Raw genomic sequence first — 17,029 nt, forward strand, 5'->3', positions numbered from 1 at the left:
GTCCCTTCTGGGGCGGCGCTCCTTAATCAAAAAACTCCGGCAGTGAGCCGAAGTTTTTTATTTTTGTTCTAAAATAGCAAAAATATTTTTTGCCTGCTGCGTATTGTCGATAAGCCCCTTCCATTTTTCCTTTCCCGGACCGTAAGCATAAACCGGTACGTCTTCCCCGGTGTGGGCTAATGTCGTCCAGCCTGAAAAAGACCGTTTATCAAAAATCAATTGAATGCTTTTTTGGATCTCGGCTGTATTTGATTGTGAGGCTGCATTTTTAACCTGATTTATTTCATTTTCCGTCAGCTTCATATCAACATAAGTGCTGAGCACCTTTTCGGCATCTTGGCCTTCAGCGATCTTTTCTGCCATATAGCCCGGCGTTTTTTTAGCGGCGATGATTGGGGAAGGATCCCATTTATAGCCGGTCTCACGCGTCATTCCCTCTGCGCCGTAAGAGAACCCGCCTGTAGAGTGATCAGCTGTAATAATAACCAGCGTTTCTTGATCTTTTTTCGCAAAATCCAGAGCAGCTTGTATGCCTTTCTCTAAATCTTCCATTTCGCTCAAAGCGCCCACCACGTCATTTTCATGGGCTGCATTGTCAATATTGCTTCCTTCCAGAAGCATAAAAAAACCGTTTTCGTTCTTCTGTAACTGGGTGAGTGCCGCTTCTGTCATGTCTTTTAGAGAGGGTGTGCTGTTCTCTCTGTCAATCGCTTTATCTAATTCAACTTCTCCAAACAGTCCGAGCAGTTTATCGTGCTGATTTTTTTTTAGGTCTTGCTTAGTGGTCACATAATGATAGCCGTCTTTTTGAAATTCTTCAGCAAGATTTCGGTCATTGCGAATGAAATATTTCGCTCCGCCTCCAAGTAAAACATCAACCTTATGAGATCCTTTAATACGGTCATCATAGTATTGGTCAGCAATTTCAGTGTAGTTTTTCCGTGAGACGTTATGTACGCCGAAAGCAGCGGGAGTGGCGTCGGTTAAGTCCGAAGTCACGACGAAGCCGACTGATTTCTTTTTTTCTTTTGCAGCTTCTGTTACGCTTTTGAGCCGCTGATGATTGTTGTCTACAGCAATGGCGTCATTATATGTTTTCGTTCCGGTTGCCATAGCGGTTGCAGCCGCCGAAGAATCAGTGATATTGTCCCTGGGATCGTTAGGTTGCGTCATCTGCATGCCTGTTAAATAAGAGTCCCATGCTGTTTGGACGGGGGTGTTCAGCTTTTCGCTTTTTAATGTTCTATAGCTGTTAATCATCGGCATACCCATTCCGTCCCCGATGATTAGAATTATATTTTTAGGATTCTTGCTGCTCTTGGATGATTGAGAATGAAGAGGGGATATGAATTCTGTTATGGCAAAAATACTTAAGAAAGCAGACAAAATGAGGGTGACAGTTACTGTAAACCGTGATTTGGTAATGAGGAACATCTCCTTTTATTATATTTATTTACTAATATGTATTTTATTTGAAAATAATAGAGACTTCAATGTTTTTTTCGATACAGCAAAAAGCCAATGGGATTCTGTCCCATTGGCTTTTATAATGTATCACACTTCACGCCGACTACGCCTTCAATGGCTTTAATGTCATAGTAGACATCGGTCGTGTATCTGTTTTTATGGATGCGGACCTTCACTTCCATAATTGGAAAATCCTTTTCGCCCAGGTCGTCGATCCGGACGGAGTGTGCTTTGATATCTCTTCTTTTCATTTCTTTTAAAATCTCTGTCATTTTGTCTTTATCAGAAAGTGACATTCTGATGCGGATGTCTTTTTCCTGCAGGCGGTCGGGACCGATTTTTCTGACCACCCATGGGAGAAATTCCACGCTGATCAGGATGAACAGAAGACTGGCAAACGCTTCTTTATAAAATCCGGCTCCCGTTGCCAGCCCGAGCCCCGCTGCACCCCAGATCATGGCCGATGTCGTCAGGCCGGAAATGACATCATTGCTTTTTCGCAGGATGACACCGGCTCCGATAAATCCGACGCCGGAGATGATTTGTGCCGGCAGGCGAAGCGGGTCCATCATGATGCGGTAGTATTTAGGGAAATGATATGCCGCATTAATACTGACGATCGTCAGCATGCATGAGCTGACGGCGATAACGATACAGGTTTTTAATCCGAGCGGCTTATTTTTTAATTCGCGTTCAAGCCCGATGACCATGCCAATCAATGTGGCAATGCCCAATTTTAATAAAATATCAGGATCAATATACCAGCTCAACAGCAAACTTCCCCCTTTTCTAAGGTGTTTTTAAATAAATATGATTTTCTCACAGTATTTATAGCAAAACAAGAGCACAAAAGCCACCAAGCTGCGCTTGATGGCTTATTGCTTACTTTTTGCGTTTTAACAGCTTTTCCATGACACCGAATAATCGGTAAGAGGCTTTTGCAGGACGTTTTGTGATCATGCTGATAAGGATGCCGGCAATCATGCTGAGAATAAACCCAGGGATGATTTCGTACACGCCGGTGGATTTTGCCAGGCCCGTTGTAATCCAGATCAACACGGTCGCAGCCCCGACAATCATTGAAGCAAGCGCGCCCCATTCGTTCATCCGCTTCCAATACAGGCTGAGCAGAATCGCAGGCCCGAAAGCTGAACCGAAGCCGGCCCAAGCATATCCGACTAAATCAAGAATGGTGCTGCTCGGGTTCAATGATAAGAGAACCGCGATAACAGCAATCACTAATACGGACAGACGCCCGATCATGACCAATTCTTTATCGGAAGCCTTTCGTCTGAAATACGTCCGGTATAAATCCTCTGTCACAGCACTTGCTGTTACCAAGAGCTGTGAGGAGATGGAACTCATGATCGCAGCTAAAATAGCTGACAATAGGAATCCTGTAATTAAAGGGTGAAACAAGATTTTAGAGAAGATAATGAATATCATCTCTGGATCTTTTACAGCAACTCCGAATTTATGGGCATAAGCAACACCGATCAAACCTGTCAGCACGGAACCGAGAACTGAAATGATCATCCAGCTCATGCCGATTCTGCGCGCAGGCTTTAAATCTTTAATGTTTTTAATGGCCATAAATCGGACGATAATATGAGGCTGGCCGTAGTAGCCCAAGCCCCAGGCTAAATAGGAAATAATGCTAATGACGCTCGCGCCTTTAAAGATATCCAATAAGTGTGGGTTAACAGCGCTGATTTCATGGAAAGTTGGAGTAACGCCGCCCACATGGGTAAAAGCAACGATCGGCACAAGCACTAGTGCTGCAAACATGATCGCACCCTGCACGAAGTCAGTCAGACTGACAGCAAGGAAACCGCCAAACAGTGTATATAACACGACTACTGCGGTAGTCAGAAACAAGCCTAATTTGTAATCCGCGCCAAAAGCAGATTCAAACAGCCGTCCGCCAGATACCATACCCGAAGAGGTATATAATGTGAAAAAGATCATGATAACCAAAGCAGATACGATTTTCAGCAGTGATGAAGAATGCTGGAATCGTTTATCAAAGAAATCAGGAATCGTAATGGCGTCATCTGCCGCTTCCGTATAAGCTCGCAGTCTTGGAGCCAGCAGCAAGTAGTTTGAGTACGCCCCGATTGTAAGACCTAAAGCAAGCCATAAGGTTGACAGCCCTGTCGCAAACATCGCGCCGGGAACACCCATCAGCATCCACCCGCTCATATCCGCCGCTCCGGCAGACAAAGCTGTGACAAACGGTCCGAGGCCTCTTCCTCCAAGCATGTAATCGTTGATATCAGTTGTTTTCTTAAACGAGTACCAGCCGATTAACAGCATGGCAGTAAAGTAAATTCCTAAAGATACAATAATTTCAATACTCACGATTTACCCTCTCTTCATTTCTAATAATGTTGCATCACCTCTCAAATTGATGGTGCCAGTTAAGCAGCCTGGCGTAAGTGCGAAACAAAAGAAATTCTTTTGTGGGTGCACTTGGTAACTTAACCTAACAAAGTATTCCCGGCCATTCAAGCAATGAAACCTTGATCATGAGCGGGAAATGCCGCTGCAAACCTAGAAGGGAATAGATAATAAAACGCTTTCAAAAAATAATTAAAGTAAAAATATTCAGAAAAATATTTCGTTTCTCCTTCGCCTCATTTTAGTATAAAATATATAGGGTATTGTTTCGAAAACACAGGCCTGTCTTAAGGCGTTTTGTTGCTTTAAAGGGCTTGTTTTTGATATGATCAGTATTATATGACTTAACGGAGAAATATGTGGAGGTGGATCATATGTCACGAATTTCAATAGAAGAAGTAAAGCACGTTGCGCACCTTGCACGACTTGCGATTACTGAAGAAGAAGCAAAGATGTTCACTGAACAGCTCGACAGCATCATTTCCTTTGCCGAGGAGCTTAATGAGGTCAACACAGACAATGTGGAGCCTACAACTCACGTGCTGAAAATGAAAAATGTCATGAGAGAAGATGAAGCGGGTAAAGGTCTTCCGGTTGAGGATGTCATGAAAAATGCGCCTGACCATAAAGACGGCTATATTCGTGTGCCATCAATTCTGGACTAAAGGAGGGACACAAGAATGTCATTGTTTGATCATAAAATCACAGAATTAAAACAGCTGATACATAAAAAAGAGATTAAGATTTCTGATCTGGTTGATGAATCTTATAAACGCATCAAAGCGGTTGATGATAAGGTACAAGCCTTTTTGGCATTAGATGAAGAAAGAGCGCGCGCATACGCGAAGGAGCTCGATGAGGCGGTTGACGGCCGTTCTGAGCATGGTCTTCTTTTCGGTATGCCGATCGGCGTAAAAGATAATATCGTAACAAAAGGGCTGCGCACAACATGCTCCAGCAAAATTCTCGAAAACTTCGACCCGATCTACGATGCTACAGTCGTTCAACGCCTTCAAGACGCTGAAGCCGTCACAATCGGAAAACTGAACATGGACGAATTCGCCATGGGATCATCTACCGAAAACTCAGCTTACAAGCTGACGAAAAACCCTTGGAACTTAGAAACAGTTCCCGGCGGTTCAAGCGGCGGTTCAGCGGCAGCGGTTGCTGCGGGAGAAGTTCCGTTTTCTCTTGGATCTGACACAGGCGGCTCCATCCGTCAGCCGGCATCTTTCTGCGGCGTTGTCGGATTAAAACCTACATACGGACGTGTATCCCGTTACGGACTGGTCGCATTTGCGTCTTCATTAGACCAAATCGGTCCGATTACCCGTACGGTTGAGGATAACGCATTTTTACTTCAAGCGATTTCCGGCGTAGACAAAATGGACTCCACGAGTGCCAATGTGGACGTGCCTGATTTTCTTTCTTCATTAACTGGCGACATTAAAGGACTGAAAATCGCCGTTCCGAAAGAATACCTTGGTGAAGGTGTCGGCAAAGAAGCGAAAGAATCTGTCCTGGCAGCGCTAAAAGTCCTTGAAGGCCTCGGCGCTACATGGGAAGAAGTGTCTCTTCCGCACAGTAAATACGCGCTTGCGACATATTACCTGCTGTCATCTTCTGAGGCGTCAGCGAACCTTGCACGCTTTGACGGCATCCGCTACGGCTACCGCACAGACAACGCAGACAACCTGATCGACCTTTACAAGCAAACACGTTCAGAAGGGTTCGGCGATGAAGTCAAACGCCGCATTATGCTAGGAACGTTCGCTTTAAGCTCAGGCTACTACGATGCGTACTACAAAAAAGCGCAAAAAGTGCGTACGTTGATTAAGAAAGATTTCGAAGACGTATTTGAGAAATATGATGTCATTGTCGGACCGACTACACCGACACCTGCGTTTAAAATCGGTGAAAACACGAAAGATCCGCTCACAATGTACGCAAACGATATCTTAACGATTCCGGTCAACCTTGCCGGCGTACCGGGAATCAGTGTGCCATGCGGATTAGCAGACGGACTTCCGCTCGGCCTGCAAATCATCGGAAAACACTTTGACGAAAGCACTGTATACCGTGTTGCCCATGCATTTGAACAAGCGACAGACCATCATAAAGCAAAACCTGAACTGTAAGGGGTGAAAAGAATTGAACTTTGAAACGGTAATCGGACTTGAAGTCCACGTTGAGTTAAAAACAAAATCAAAAATTTTCTCAAGTTCTCCAACGCCATTCGGCGCGGAGGCGAATACGCAGACAAGCGTCATTGACCTCGGATACCCGGGTGTCCTGCCTGTCCTGAATAAAGAAGCCGTTGAATTTGCAATGAAAGCCGCTATGGCGCTTAACTGTGAGATCGCAACGGATACGAAGTTTGACCGCAAAAACTATTTCTATCCTGACAACCCGAAAGCGTATCAGATTTCTCAATTTGATAAGCCAATCGGCGAAAACGGCTGGATCGAAATTGAAGTCGGCGGCAAAACAAAACGCATCGGCATCACGCGTCTTCACCTTGAAGAGGATGCCGGAAAACTGACGCATACAGGCGACGGCTATTCTCTTGTTGACTTTAACCGCCAGGGAACGCCGCTTGTTGAGATCGTATCGGAGCCGGACATCCGCACGCCGGAAGAAGCGTACGCGTATCTTGAAAAGCTGAAATCCATCATCCAATATACAGGCGTTTCCGACTGTAAAATGGAAGAAGGCTCACTTCGCTGTGACGCCAATATCTCTCTTCGTCCGATCGGCCAAGAGGAATTCGGCACAAAAACAGAATTGAAAAACTTGAACTCCTTTGCGTTTGTTCAAAAAGGCCTTGAGCATGAAGAAAAACGCCAAGAGCAGGTTCTTCTTTCAGGCGGCGTCATCCAGCAGGAAACGCGCCGTTATGATGAAGCAACGAAGAAAACCATTCTCATGCGTGTCAAAGAGGGATCTGACGACTACCGTTACTTCCCGGAGCCAGACCTTGTCGAGCTCTACATTGATGATGAATGGAAGGAACGCGTAAAAGCAAGCATTCCTGAGCTTCCGGACGAGCGCCGCAAGCGTTATATCGAAGAGCTTGGCTTGCCTGCATATGACGCGATGGTTCTGACGCTGACAAAAGAAATGGCTGATTTCTTCGAAGAAACCGTTCAAAAAGGCGCTGAAGCCAAACAAGCGTCTAACTGGCTGATGGGTGAAGTGTCAGCTTACCTAAACGCTGAGCAAAAAGAGCTTGCCGACGTTGCCTTGACACCTGAAGGCCTTGCCGGCATGATCAAATTGATTGAAAAAGGCACTATTTCTTCTAAGATCGCGAAGAAAGTGTTTAAAGAATTGATTGAAAAAGGCGGCGACGCTGAGAAAATTGTAAAAGAGAAAGGCCTCGTTCAGATTTCTGACGAAGGCGTGCTTCTGAAGCTTGTCACTGAGGCGCTTGACAACAATCCTCAATCAATCGAAGACTTTAAAAACGGAAAAGACCGTGCGATCGGCTTCCTGGTCGGACAGATTATGAAAGCGTCCAAAGGACAAGCCAACCCGCCAATGGTCAACAAAATTCTGCTTGAAGAAATTAAAAAACGCTAATAAAAAAGCAGCCCGCAGGGGCTGCTTTTTATGGTTAAATGGAGATAAAGACAGAGATCAGAGCGCGAAGCTTTTCAACTTCTTCGTTATTGGTTCCGGTCAAATTGGACAGCATGCCTTTAATAATCGGCTTGCGCGGTTTATCCTGAGCCAGTTCTTCCTCGATCACATCGAGTGACACGGTGATATCCTCGGGCAGCGTGCTGTTTTCTTTCACTTTCTGAATGTCCTCAAGCAGCTGGTCTTTCCCCGCAGGCATCGGGTTGAAAATGTCTTTTGGCACGATCGGATTGAGGTTTGAACGGCTCAGCCCCTGTACAAGATCATCCAGTCTCTCGATGATAAAGGCTGAGATTTCCTCTGCGCCGATATTAAGCTCACTGTTAAATACCATCACATTCATATAGGAATGCACAATGCCTCTTGCCATGATAGACAGATCCGCAACGTACCGCTCGATTCCTTTGCCATAGGATACCAGCAAGGCGTTTCGGTACAGCTTATCCGTCTCCATGGTTACTTTGTAAAAGTATTGCTTGATTTCTTGATTTTCCGGAATGATATTTTCGGTAAGCAAAAGAACGATAAAATCTTTATGATCGCGAAAATCTTCAAATTGAGCGCCAATTTGCTTTTTTAACACTTCCTTAGGCGGTTTTCCGGCGAGATCTTCCTCTATATCTTTCATTTTATTCATAGACATACCGATGTAATATTCACAGGCAGATAACAGCAGCGCTTCTTTCGATTTGAAGTGCAAATAAAAAGCGCCCTTCGAAATGCCGCATTCACTGGCGATTTCCTGGATCGTCGTAGCTGCGAATCCTTTTTTCGCAAATAAACGAATGCTGGTTTTTATGATTTTCTCTTTTTTTTCATTCATGACGTGCTTCCCCTTAATCCTTGAAAAATTTAGTAAAATTTTCTGGTATATGAGTTGACGTTGTTGCGTTATAACGTTTAGTATTATATAGAATGACCAGTCAGTCAATAAAAATGTAATGGAGGATATGATGAATCACGTTATTAATTTCGTTCTGAAAAACAAATTCGCCGTATGGCTGATGACGATTATTGTGACGGCAGCCGGCTTGTATGCGGGTATGAATATGAAGCAAGAATCTATTCCTGACGTGAATATGCCTTACTTGACGATCAGCACGACATATCCGGGTGCGACACCAAGCCAAGTGGCTGATGAAGTGACCAAACCGGTTGAACAAGCCGTTCAGAACTTGGACGGTGTCAGCGTTGTGACGTCGACGTCCTATGAAAACGCATCGTCGGTCATGATTGAATATGATTATGAGAAAGACATGGACAAAGCGAAAACAGAAGCAGCTGAAGCGTTAGAAAACGTCAACCTGCCTGATGACGCGAAGGATCCGGAGATTTCACGCTACAGCTTGAACTCATTCCCGATTCTGACGCTGAGCGTGTCCAGTGATAAAGATAACCTGCAAGAACTGACGAAACAAGTGGAGGACAGCCTCGTTTCTAAGCTTGAAGGCATAGAAGGCGTTGCGTCCGTCCAAGTATCAGGCCAGCAGGTGGAAGAGGTTGAATTCTCTTTCAAAGAAGACAAACTGAAGGAATACGGCCTTGATGAAGATACAGTCAAGCAAGTGATTCAAGGTTCAGATGTGACAACTCCGCTTGGATTGTACACATTCGGAAATGAAGAAAAATCTGTCGTCGTCAGCGGCGATATTGAAACAATTAAAGATTTGAAGAATATGAGAATCCCGACGGCATCTGCTTCAAGTGCAGGAAGCAGCGCAGCATCTCAAGCGGGTGCGCAGAGTGCTCAAGCAGCTCAAAGCGCGCAAGCGGCAGCACAGGCGCAGCAAAGCGCAAGCACAGCAGTGCCGACGGTCAAGCTTTCTGACATTGCCACAATTAAAGATGTGAAAAAAGCTGAATCCGTTTCACGCACAAATGGCAAAGACAGCATCGGCATCAACATCGTCAAAGCAAACGATGCGAATACGGTAGAGGTTGCCGACAATGTCAAAGCTGAGCTGAAGAAGTTCAAAGAAGACCATAAAGGCTTTAATTACAGCGCAACTCTCGACATGGCGGAGCCGATCACACAGTCAGTTGACACGATGTTAAGCAAAGCCATATTCGGTGCTATTTTTGCGATTGTGATTATTCTCTTATTCTTAAGAGATATCAAATCAACATTAATTTCAGTTGTTTCAATTCCATTATCATTGCTGATCGCACTCCTTGTGCTGCAGCAGCTTGATATCACATTGAATATTATGACGCTCGGCGCAATGACCGTTGCCATCGGACGTGTAGTCGATGACTCCATCGTTGTCATCGAGAACATTTATCGCCGCATGAGACTCAAAGACGAGCCGCTCCGCGGAAAAGCCTTGGTTCGTGAAGCGACGAAGGAAATGTTTAAACCGATCATGTCATCGACGATCGTGACAATCGCGGTATTCCTGCCGCTCGCACTTGTAGGCGGACAAATCGGTGAATTGTTTATTCCATTTGCCTTAACGATTGTTTTTGCGCTTGCCGCATCCCTGGTGATTTCGATCACGCTTGTGCCGATGCTCGCGCACAGCCTGTTCAAAAAATCATTAACGGGCGCGCCGATTAAAGCGAAAGAACACAAACCAGGCAGACTTGCAAACATCTATAAAAAAGTATTGAACTGGGCGCTGAGCCACAAATGGATTACGTCTATCATTGCTGTTCTGATGCTCCTTGGAAGCTTGTTCCTCGTACCGCTAATCGGTGCCAGCTACCTGCCGTCCGAGGAAGAAAAAACGATGCAGCTCACATACAGCCCAGAACCGGGTGAAACGAAAAAAGAAGCCGAAAATGAAGCTGAAAAAGCGGAAAAAATTCTGCTTGACCGCAATCATGTCGATACGGTTCAGTATTCATTAGGCTCTGGCAGCCCGCTTGCCGGAGGAGATTCTAACGGTGCGTTATTCTATATCAAATATGAAAGCGACACGCCTGACTTTGATAAAGAAAAAGATAACGTCCTGAAGGAAATCCAAAAGCAATCTGACCGCGGAGAATGGAAGTCACAGGACTTCAGCTCTTCAGGCAATAACAACGAATTAACATACTATGTGTATGGCGATTCTGAAAACGACATTAAAGACACGGTCAAAGACATTGAAAAAATCATGAAAGATGAAAAGGATCTGAAAAACGTAAATTCAGGCCTTTCCAGCACATATGACGAGTACACATTTGTCGCTGACCAGGAAAAACTAAGCAAGCTCGGTTTAACTGCGTCTCAAATTTCTCAAGCCTTAATGTCACAAACATCACAAGAACCGCTCACAACTGTGAAAAAAGACGGCAAAGAGCTTGATGTGAACATTAAGACAGAAAAAGACGAGTATAAGAGTGTGAAAGATTTAGAGAATAAAAAGATCACTTCTGCGACTGGCCAGGAAGTCAAAATCGGCGATGTGGCAAAAGTGAAAGAAGGATCAACATCAGATACCGTGTCAAAACGTGACGGAAAAGTCTATGCAGATGTCACAGGTGAGGTTACATCTGACAACGTCACAGCCGTATCAGCTGCTATCCAGAAGAAAATCGATAAGCTTGACCATCCTGATAACGTATCGATTGACACAGGCGGCGTATCAGCGGATATCGCTGATTCCTTCACGAAGCTCGGTTTAGCGATGCTGGCAGCAATAGCGATCGTTTACCTTGTGCTCGTGATTACCTTCGGCGGAGCACTAGCGCCATTTGCGATTCTGTTCTCATTGCCGTTCACAGTCATCGGTGCCCTGGTCGGACTTTACGTATCAGGTGAAACGATCAGTCTGAACGCAATGATCGGTATGCTCATGCTGATCGGTATCGTTGTCACGAATGCCATTGTCTTAATTGACCGTGTGATTCATAAGGAAGCGGAAGGCCTGTCTACGAGAGAAGCGCTCTTGGAAGCCGGCTCTACACGACTCCGTCCGATCCTGATGACAGCCATTGCGACAATCGGCGCCTTGATTCCATTAGCCCTCGGCTTCGAAGGCGGAAGCCAGGTCATTTCAAAAGGACTCGGCGTCACGGTTATCGGCGGTTTGATCAGTTCAACGCTTCTGACGCTCTTGATCGTGCCAATCGTATATGAAGTATTGGCGAAGTTCCGCAAGAAAAAACCTGGAACAGAAGAAGAGTAAAAAAACAAAAAGCCTCAGCTCTGCTGGGGCTTTTGTGCGTTTTCACCTGTAAGATTATGTACATTTTGTTGCGATTTTTTTAACTCATAGTATAATTAAAGGTTGTTAGTGTAAAAATGGATCGGATACTCTTAAGTAGGATGATGAGATAATGAAACGTGCACGCATAATATACAATCCGACTTCAGGACGGGAGATCTTTAAAAAGCATCTTGCCCAGGTCCTGCAAAAATTTGAACAAGCCGGCTATGAAACCTCCACCCATGCGACGACATGCGCAGGAGACGCTACACACGCTGCCAAGGAAGCGGCATTGCGTGAGTTTGACCTGATCATTGCGGCAGGCGGAGACGGAACGATTAATGAGGTCGTCAACGGGCTTGCACCTTTAGACAACCGTCCGACACTCGGTGTGATTCCAGTCGGCACAACGAACGACTTCGCCAGAGCGCTCGGCATTCCGCGAGAGGATATTTTAAAAGCGGCAGATACGGTCATTAACGGCGTCGCCCGCCCGATTGATATCGGACAGGTCAACGGCCAATATTTTATCAATATCGCCGGAGGAGGCCGTCTGACGGAGCTGACGTACGACGTGCCAAGCAAACTCAAAACAATGCTAGGTCAGCTTGCTTATTATTTAAAAGGAATGGAAATGCTGCCTTCACTTCGTCCGACAGAAGTCGAGATTGAATATGACGGCAAGCTGTTTCAAGGTGAAATCATGCTGTTTTTGGTCACGCTGACAAACTCCGTCGGCGGGTTCGAAAAACTCGCGCCGGATTCCAGCCTGAATGACGGCATGTTTGATTTGATGATACTAAAGAAAGCAAACCTTGCTGAATTTATCAGGGTCGCCACGATGGCGCTTCGCGGCGAACACATCAACGACCAGCACATTATTTATACAAAAGCGAACCGCGTGAAAGTCAATGTATCAGAAAAGATGCAGCTGAACCTGGACGGCGAGTACGGCGGCATGCTGCCGGGCGAATTCGTGAATCTGTACCGACACATTCACGTCGTCATGCCGAAGGAGAAAGCGGAACAGCTGGATGACTAAAACTTGGCTTTGTAAGCCAAGCTCAGAATGTTGACAAAATCCTAAAACAGTTTTCGTTTTAGGATTTTGTCATCTTTTCAGCGTGATTGAAAACCTTTGAAGTCTAGGAAGGACGAGCATTGGAGCGTACTTCCGCAGGATGCGGTGACAGCGGCGTTTGAGCAGGACGCTCTAGTTTTTAGCCGCTGGTCTTTTTACGTGAGCACCGAAGCACAGGCCTGACAACGAATGCGAAGGTTTGCCTACACGCTGAAACTTGGCTTGAATAGGCCAAGTTTTTCTTTCGCTTAAAACTAGAGGTGATTATAGATGAAAATGAAACCCCCAGTAGAAAAAAATGAATACTACGACGTGACGTTTGAGGATTTGACTCATGAAGGAGCGGGCGTCGCTAAGGTGCAGGGCTTTCCGATCTTCGTTCCGAACGCCCTGCCTGAGGAAAAAGCGCAAATCAAAGTGACCCGCGTCAAAAAAGGGTTCGCCTTCGGCCGCCTGATTGAGCTGAAGGAAGAAAGTCCGCACAGAACCGACGCCCCATGCCCGATTTACAAACAATGCGGAGGCTGCCAGCTACAGCACATGACCTACGAAGGCCAGCTCCTGTTTAAACAGAAACAAGTCAAAGACGTCTTAGAACGCATCGGAAAGCTGGACCTGTCAAACGTCACCGTGCACCCGACTCTCGGCATGGAAGACCCGTGGAACTACAGAAACAAAGCGCAGGTGCCGGTAGGAGAACGGGAAGGCGGACTTGTCGCCGGATTTTATCAGCAAAGAAGCCATGACATCATCGACATGAGCGCCTGTCTGATCCAGCAATCCAAAAACGACGAAGCCGTCCAAGCTGTCAAAGACATTTGCGCCAAATACGGTGTCAAAGCCTACAACGAAGAACGCCACAAAGGCTGGCTCCGCCACATCATGGTCAGATACGGCGTGGTTACAGGCGAAATGATGATCGTCTTCATCACAAGAACAAACGACTTCCCGCACAAAGCGAAGATCATCGAAGACATCACAGCGCAATTCCCGCACGTCAAATCCATCGTGCAAAACATCAACCCGAACAAAACAAACGTCATTTTTGGCAACGAAACAAACGTCATCTGGGGCGAAGAATACATCTACGACCTCATCGGAGACGTCAAATTCGCCATCTCCGCCAGATCGTTCTATCAGGTCAACCCAGAGCAGACAAAGGTGCTCTACGACAAAGCGCTTGAGTACGCGGAGCTGAAAGGCGAAGAAACCGTCATCGACGCATACTGCGGCATCGGAACGATTTCTCTATTTCTGGCGAAGCAAGCGAAAAAAGTGTACGGTGTAGAAATTGTGCCGGAAGCGATTGAAGATGCGAAACGAAACGCTGAATTAAACGGCATCACAAACGCTGAGTTCGCGGTTGGAGAAGCGGAAACCGTGATACCAAAATGGTATGAAGAAGGCATTGCAGCTGATACGCTGGTCGTCGACCCGCCAAGAAAAGGCTGCGACGAAGCCCTCCTGCGCACGATTGTGGAGATGAAACCGAAGCGGGTGGTATATGTGTCATGTAATCCTGGCACGCTTGCGAGGGATTTGCGGGTGCTTGAGGATGGCGGGTATGAGACGCGAGAAGTGCAGCCTGTGGATATGTTTCCGCATACGAATCATGTGGAGTGTGTGGCTGTGCTTGAACTTAGAGAAGGCAACTAACCCTTGGGGGTTGTTGCCTTTTTTGATTGTTATAAATGGAAAGGCTAAACTTCATGGTTTTTCTTGAATAATTTTATAGTTAGATCACTAATTTCACATATATGCCACTCAAGTGAGGTCATCGTTTTGTGGATTTCAAGCAGAAGTTGATAGCATCTTGAACATTGTTAAGATCAATGCGTTTACTCTTTTTTAGAAGATTATCCATATCGTTTATTATTGTAGACAAGTCAATTAGATTGTCTTGTTGTTCCTCGAATTCAACAGAAAGTATATTTGTTTGACCGTGGCTATTTATTTTTTCTAAGAGGTTTACGATTTTTCTTAATTGGTTATACATTACTTCCACCTATCTTGTTTTTTTAGGCTTTTGTTCGGTCTGAACATAACATTCTATCACCTTGTCACCTATTTCTTCAGAAAACGAGACGCAGCCTAAGCTGCGTCTCGTTCTTAACCAAGCGTTCCGTTTTCTGCAATCGTCATGTCCTTATCAAAGATGGCTTTGTCTGTTAGGGAGTTCGTTGAATCGTTTGCAGCTTTGCTTGTCATGTTTCTGGATGCCACATTTACTTCATTTCCTAAGGAAGAACTGATAAAGCTTACACCGATCAAAGCAACTACAGCGCACAACGTCAGTTTAAATTTCATACAAACAATCCCCTCTCTGAATTTGTTTGCGGGCATGAACCATCTTTTTGAAACAGATAACAGAATCATCCATCTGCCCAATTTCAGTATAAAACTTTGCGGCTAATAATGCCAATTCTTCCATATAAGGATATCCTTGGGATGTCTCTAATTTGTTGAAAACATTTAATAAAATGGACGCTTCTCCTTTTTTGACAAACAGCGCCTGTAATCCTTCAAACATAATTTTAAATAGGCCATCGTCGAATTTACATGCGAAGCGTACGCCTTTTCTGAAACAATCCATTGCCTGTTCTTGTTTACGTTGAAGAAAATAAATTAAGGCTAAATCGTGGTAAGCTTGTGTCAAGTTGTTGAAATTTGATTTTTTAAATTGGAGTATCGAATTCTCCATGTATTTTGCTGCTTTCGTCAATTCGCCCATTTTAAGATAACAATTTCCGATATTGAATAAAGCTTGGCCGTAAATCCGCTTGTTTTTGCTTTCAAGCAGCCGTGCGCCTTTTAGTGCCTGTTCGAGGTGAGGGAGTGCCTTTTCATGACTTTCTAAATCGTCGTAGTTTCCTGCGATTACAAAATGGCATTGTATGCGGCGGACTGAGTAAAGGTCGTGCGTTTTATAAATGTTATACGCCTGAGAAGAATAGTGCATGGATACGTGGGTTTGTTTCATATGATAAAACACTTCAGCCATTTTAAAATAAAATTCCGCCCGCTCGATTTCATCCGAAATATAAGGAATTGTATTTTCCGTTTTTTGATAGAATGTAATGGCACTTAAGAAATTGCCCTCTTTGAATTCATACATTCCTTGAAAAAAGTAATAGTAGTATTCAACGAGCTTCTCCATTTTCCTGTTGCTGCCTTCAATTCTCTTTAAATATTCTGATAACTCCATTTGGTTTCCTTCAGATGGAATCACATAGTCAATCATAAGCTGATGGCGAAATGTAATGAGCTGATAGTAAATCAAGAGGTCTTGGTCTTCTTCCATGATGTCAATGTCCCGTTCGATCTCAGTTTTAAGCATTTCAGCGTCAGTCACATTAAACTTTTGAATATGCCGGTTCCACTCATTAATTTTCATCCCAACGTGCGGAGACGAAATCGTGCTCAAACTTCTCATCCTTCCTCTTCTCACTAATTATGTAAATTTTATCAATACTGAAATTTAATAGGAAGGGGTTGAGCGACCGCAAAAAAAATTTTCGGTGCTGTCCGCAAAAGGGAGTTTGGGTGTTTTGCGTTATATTTGGTTGTGTGAAGGTTAGCGGAAACTCAATTCGTGAAGTTAGGATTGCGGTTATTACGACTGAGTAGTTTCGTCATACTCTTTTAGCAGTTTTTCTGTCTTATGCATTTCTTTGAGCATCGGATTCATGTAGTCGTTAGCTGATTCTAGATATGCTCTCGTCAGAGTGTCTAGTTTATTTCTAATTTTAGAGAGGTCTTCTTCGAATTTTCCATCCGATGATTGAAGGATAAATTCTTTTGCCTCTTCATATCTTTTTAATATGTTTTTCACCATTGGAGTTGGATTCTTTTGATTTGTTGTTTTTATTACAGTGATTGTTAAATTTGTTTGTTTTATTAATTCTTTTCTTACTGTCAAGGTGATGCTCCTTATATTCAATATATGTAAGAGACAAAAATCCCCTTGAGATTAAGGGGATCATAAAAAATATTTATTAACCTAATGAATCTTTGTAATTTTTGAACAGAGTTACAGTTAAATCATCGATTTCTGAAAAATGCCATTCAAATGAAGTCATTAGTTTGTGAATATTCATTAAGTTATTATCAATCGAATCGGGGTTATTATAATCTACAGTTTTGCTTTCTTCTAAAAGTTTATCTAACGATTCAATTAATTTTTTGAAGTCATGTAAATTTTCGTGTTGTTCTTTCAATTCCTCTTTAGAAATTATTTCACCTCCAACATGATTATTTAAATTTTCCAAGTGAGTTAAAATTGTTTTTAATTTTTCTATCATATGTT

General features: G+C 44.2%; 13 protein-coding genes and 1 pseudogene. 6 read left to right on the forward strand and 8 right to left on the reverse strand.

The window, feature by feature from the left end:
- Positions 1-57: 57 nt before the first annotated feature.
- The 3 genes from BLL41_RS13200 to opuE form a co-directional block, all read right to left on the reverse strand.
- Positions 58-1,434, reverse strand: coding sequence for an alkaline phosphatase (locus tag BLL41_RS13200; protein WP_071578183.1), 1,377 nt, complete (start codon positions 1,432-1,434; stop codon positions 58-60).
- 110 nt (positions 1,435-1,544) lie between these two features.
- Positions 1,545-2,243 carry an MgtC/SapB family protein gene (locus BLL41_RS13210; RefSeq protein WP_083428007.1) on the reverse strand — a complete coding sequence of 233 codons (699 nt, stop codon included), beginning with the start codon at positions 2,241-2,243 and terminating at the stop codon, positions 1,545-1,547.
- A 106-nt stretch (positions 2,244-2,349) separates the two neighbouring features.
- Positions 2,350-3,828, reverse strand: coding sequence for a proline transporter OpuE (gene opuE, locus BLL41_RS13215; RefSeq protein ID WP_071578185.1), 1,479 nt, complete (start codon positions 3,826-3,828; stop codon positions 2,350-2,352).
- Positions 3,829-4,241: 413 nt separating this feature from the next.
- Here opuE and gatC point away from each other — a divergent pair, with 413 nt between their 5' ends.
- Genes gatC through gatB form a run of 3 tightly spaced genes read left to right on the forward strand, consistent with a single transcriptional unit; the run spans position 4,242 to position 7,449 of the window.
- On the forward strand, positions 4,242-4,532 hold the full coding sequence (gatC, locus tag BLL41_RS13220; protein WP_003219442.1) for an Asp-tRNA(Asn)/Glu-tRNA(Gln) amidotransferase subunit GatC: 291 nt from the start codon (positions 4,242-4,244) through the stop codon (positions 4,530-4,532).
- A 15-nt stretch (positions 4,533-4,547) separates the two neighbouring features.
- Positions 4,548-6,005, forward strand: a complete 1,458-nt coding sequence (gatA, locus tag BLL41_RS13225; RefSeq protein WP_071578186.1) for an Asp-tRNA(Asn)/Glu-tRNA(Gln) amidotransferase subunit GatA — start codon at positions 4,548-4,550, stop codon at positions 6,003-6,005.
- 13 nt (positions 6,006-6,018) lie between these two features.
- Positions 6,019-7,449 carry an Asp-tRNA(Asn)/Glu-tRNA(Gln) amidotransferase subunit GatB gene (gatB, locus tag BLL41_RS13230; protein WP_003219444.1) on the forward strand — a complete coding sequence of 477 codons (1,431 nt, stop codon included), beginning with the start codon at positions 6,019-6,021 and terminating at the stop codon, positions 7,447-7,449.
- A gap of 15 nt (positions 7,450-7,464) precedes the next feature.
- Here the strand turns inward: gatB and BLL41_RS13235 are convergent.
- Positions 7,465-8,332 (reverse strand): annotated as a pseudogene (locus tag BLL41_RS13235) (TetR/AcrR family transcriptional regulator); the annotation flags it as partial.
- 130 nt (positions 8,333-8,462) lie between these two features.
- Between BLL41_RS13235 and srfP the strand changes: the two are divergent.
- The 3 genes from srfP to rlmD all read left to right on the forward strand — a co-directional run bounded on the left by srfP (position 8,463) and on the right by rlmD (position 14,379).
- Entirely contained in the window at positions 8,463-11,621 is a 3,159-nt protein-coding gene (srfP, locus tag BLL41_RS13240) for a surfactin resistance protein SrfP (protein ID WP_071578188.1), read from the forward strand.
- Positions 11,622-11,772: 151 nt separating this feature from the next.
- Positions 11,773-12,684, forward strand: coding sequence for a diacylglycerol kinase (locus BLL41_RS13245; RefSeq protein WP_003233894.1), 912 nt, complete (start codon positions 11,773-11,775; stop codon positions 12,682-12,684).
- A gap of 309 nt (positions 12,685-12,993) precedes the next feature.
- Positions 12,994-14,379, forward strand: a complete 1,386-nt coding sequence (gene rlmD, locus BLL41_RS13250; RefSeq protein WP_071578189.1) for a 23S rRNA (uracil(1939)-C(5))-methyltransferase RlmD — start codon at positions 12,994-12,996, stop codon at positions 14,377-14,379.
- 453 nt (positions 14,380-14,832) lie between these two features.
- Here rlmD and BLL41_RS13260 read toward each other — a convergent pair whose 3' ends face one another.
- The 4 genes from BLL41_RS13260 to BLL41_RS13275 all read right to left on the reverse strand — a co-directional run bounded on the left by BLL41_RS13260 (position 14,833) and on the right by BLL41_RS13275 (position 17,024).
- Positions 14,833-15,030 (reverse strand): hypothetical protein, encoded by a 198-nt coding sequence (locus tag BLL41_RS13260; RefSeq protein WP_071578191.1) that lies wholly within the window; start codon positions 15,028-15,030, stop codon positions 14,833-14,835.
- The gene (locus BLL41_RS13265) at positions 15,020-16,147 is read right to left on the reverse strand and encodes a response regulator aspartate phosphatase (protein WP_083428008.1); all 1,128 of its coding nucleotides are present in this window, start codon (positions 16,145-16,147) and stop codon (positions 15,020-15,022) included. Before BLL41_RS13265 ends, BLL41_RS13260 begins: the two co-directional genes overlap by 11 nt.
- A 189-nt stretch (positions 16,148-16,336) precedes the next feature.
- Entirely contained in the window at positions 16,337-16,642 is a 306-nt protein-coding gene (locus tag BLL41_RS13270) for a hypothetical protein (RefSeq protein ID WP_071578193.1), read from the reverse strand.
- Between the two features lie 76 nt (positions 16,643-16,718).
- A complete protein-coding gene (locus BLL41_RS13275; protein WP_021481282.1) occupies positions 16,719-17,024 on the reverse strand; it encodes a hypothetical protein in 306 nt (101 codons plus the stop codon).
- Between the last annotated feature and the right edge of the window lie 5 nt (positions 17,025-17,029).

This window comes from Bacillus sp. FMQ74 (assembly GCF_001875785.1).
GTDB classification, from domain to species: Bacteria; Bacillota; Bacilli; order Bacillales; family Bacillaceae; genus Bacillus; species Bacillus stercoris.

Bases quoted from the DNA above. Each gene is read 5' to 3' on its own strand.
- gatA (WP_071578186.1), top strand. From the start codon at position 4,548: ATGTCATTGTTTGATCATAAAATCACAGAATTAAAACAGCTGATACAT.
- rlmD (WP_071578189.1), top strand. From the start codon at position 12,994: ATGAAAATGAAACCCCCAGTAGAAAAAAATGAATACTACGACGTGACG.
- BLL41_RS13260 (WP_071578191.1), bottom strand. From the start codon at position 15,030: ATGAAATTTAAACTGACGTTGTGCGCTGTAGTTGCTTTGATCGGTGTA.
- BLL41_RS13245 (WP_003233894.1), top strand. From the start codon at position 11,773: ATGAAACGTGCACGCATAATATACAATCCGACTTCAGGACGGGAGATC.
- srfP (WP_071578188.1), top strand. From the start codon at position 8,463: ATGAATCACGTTATTAATTTCGTTCTGAAAAACAAATTCGCCGTATGG.
- gatC (WP_003219442.1), top strand. From the start codon at position 4,242: ATGTCACGAATTTCAATAGAAGAAGTAAAGCACGTTGCGCACCTTGCA.
- BLL41_RS13275 (WP_021481282.1), bottom strand. From the start codon at position 17,024: ATGATAGAAAAATTAAAAACAATTTTAACTCACTTGGAAAATTTAAAT.
- BLL41_RS13200 (WP_071578183.1), bottom strand. From the start codon at position 1,434: ATGTTCCTCATTACCAAATCACGGTTTACAGTAACTGTCACCCTCATT.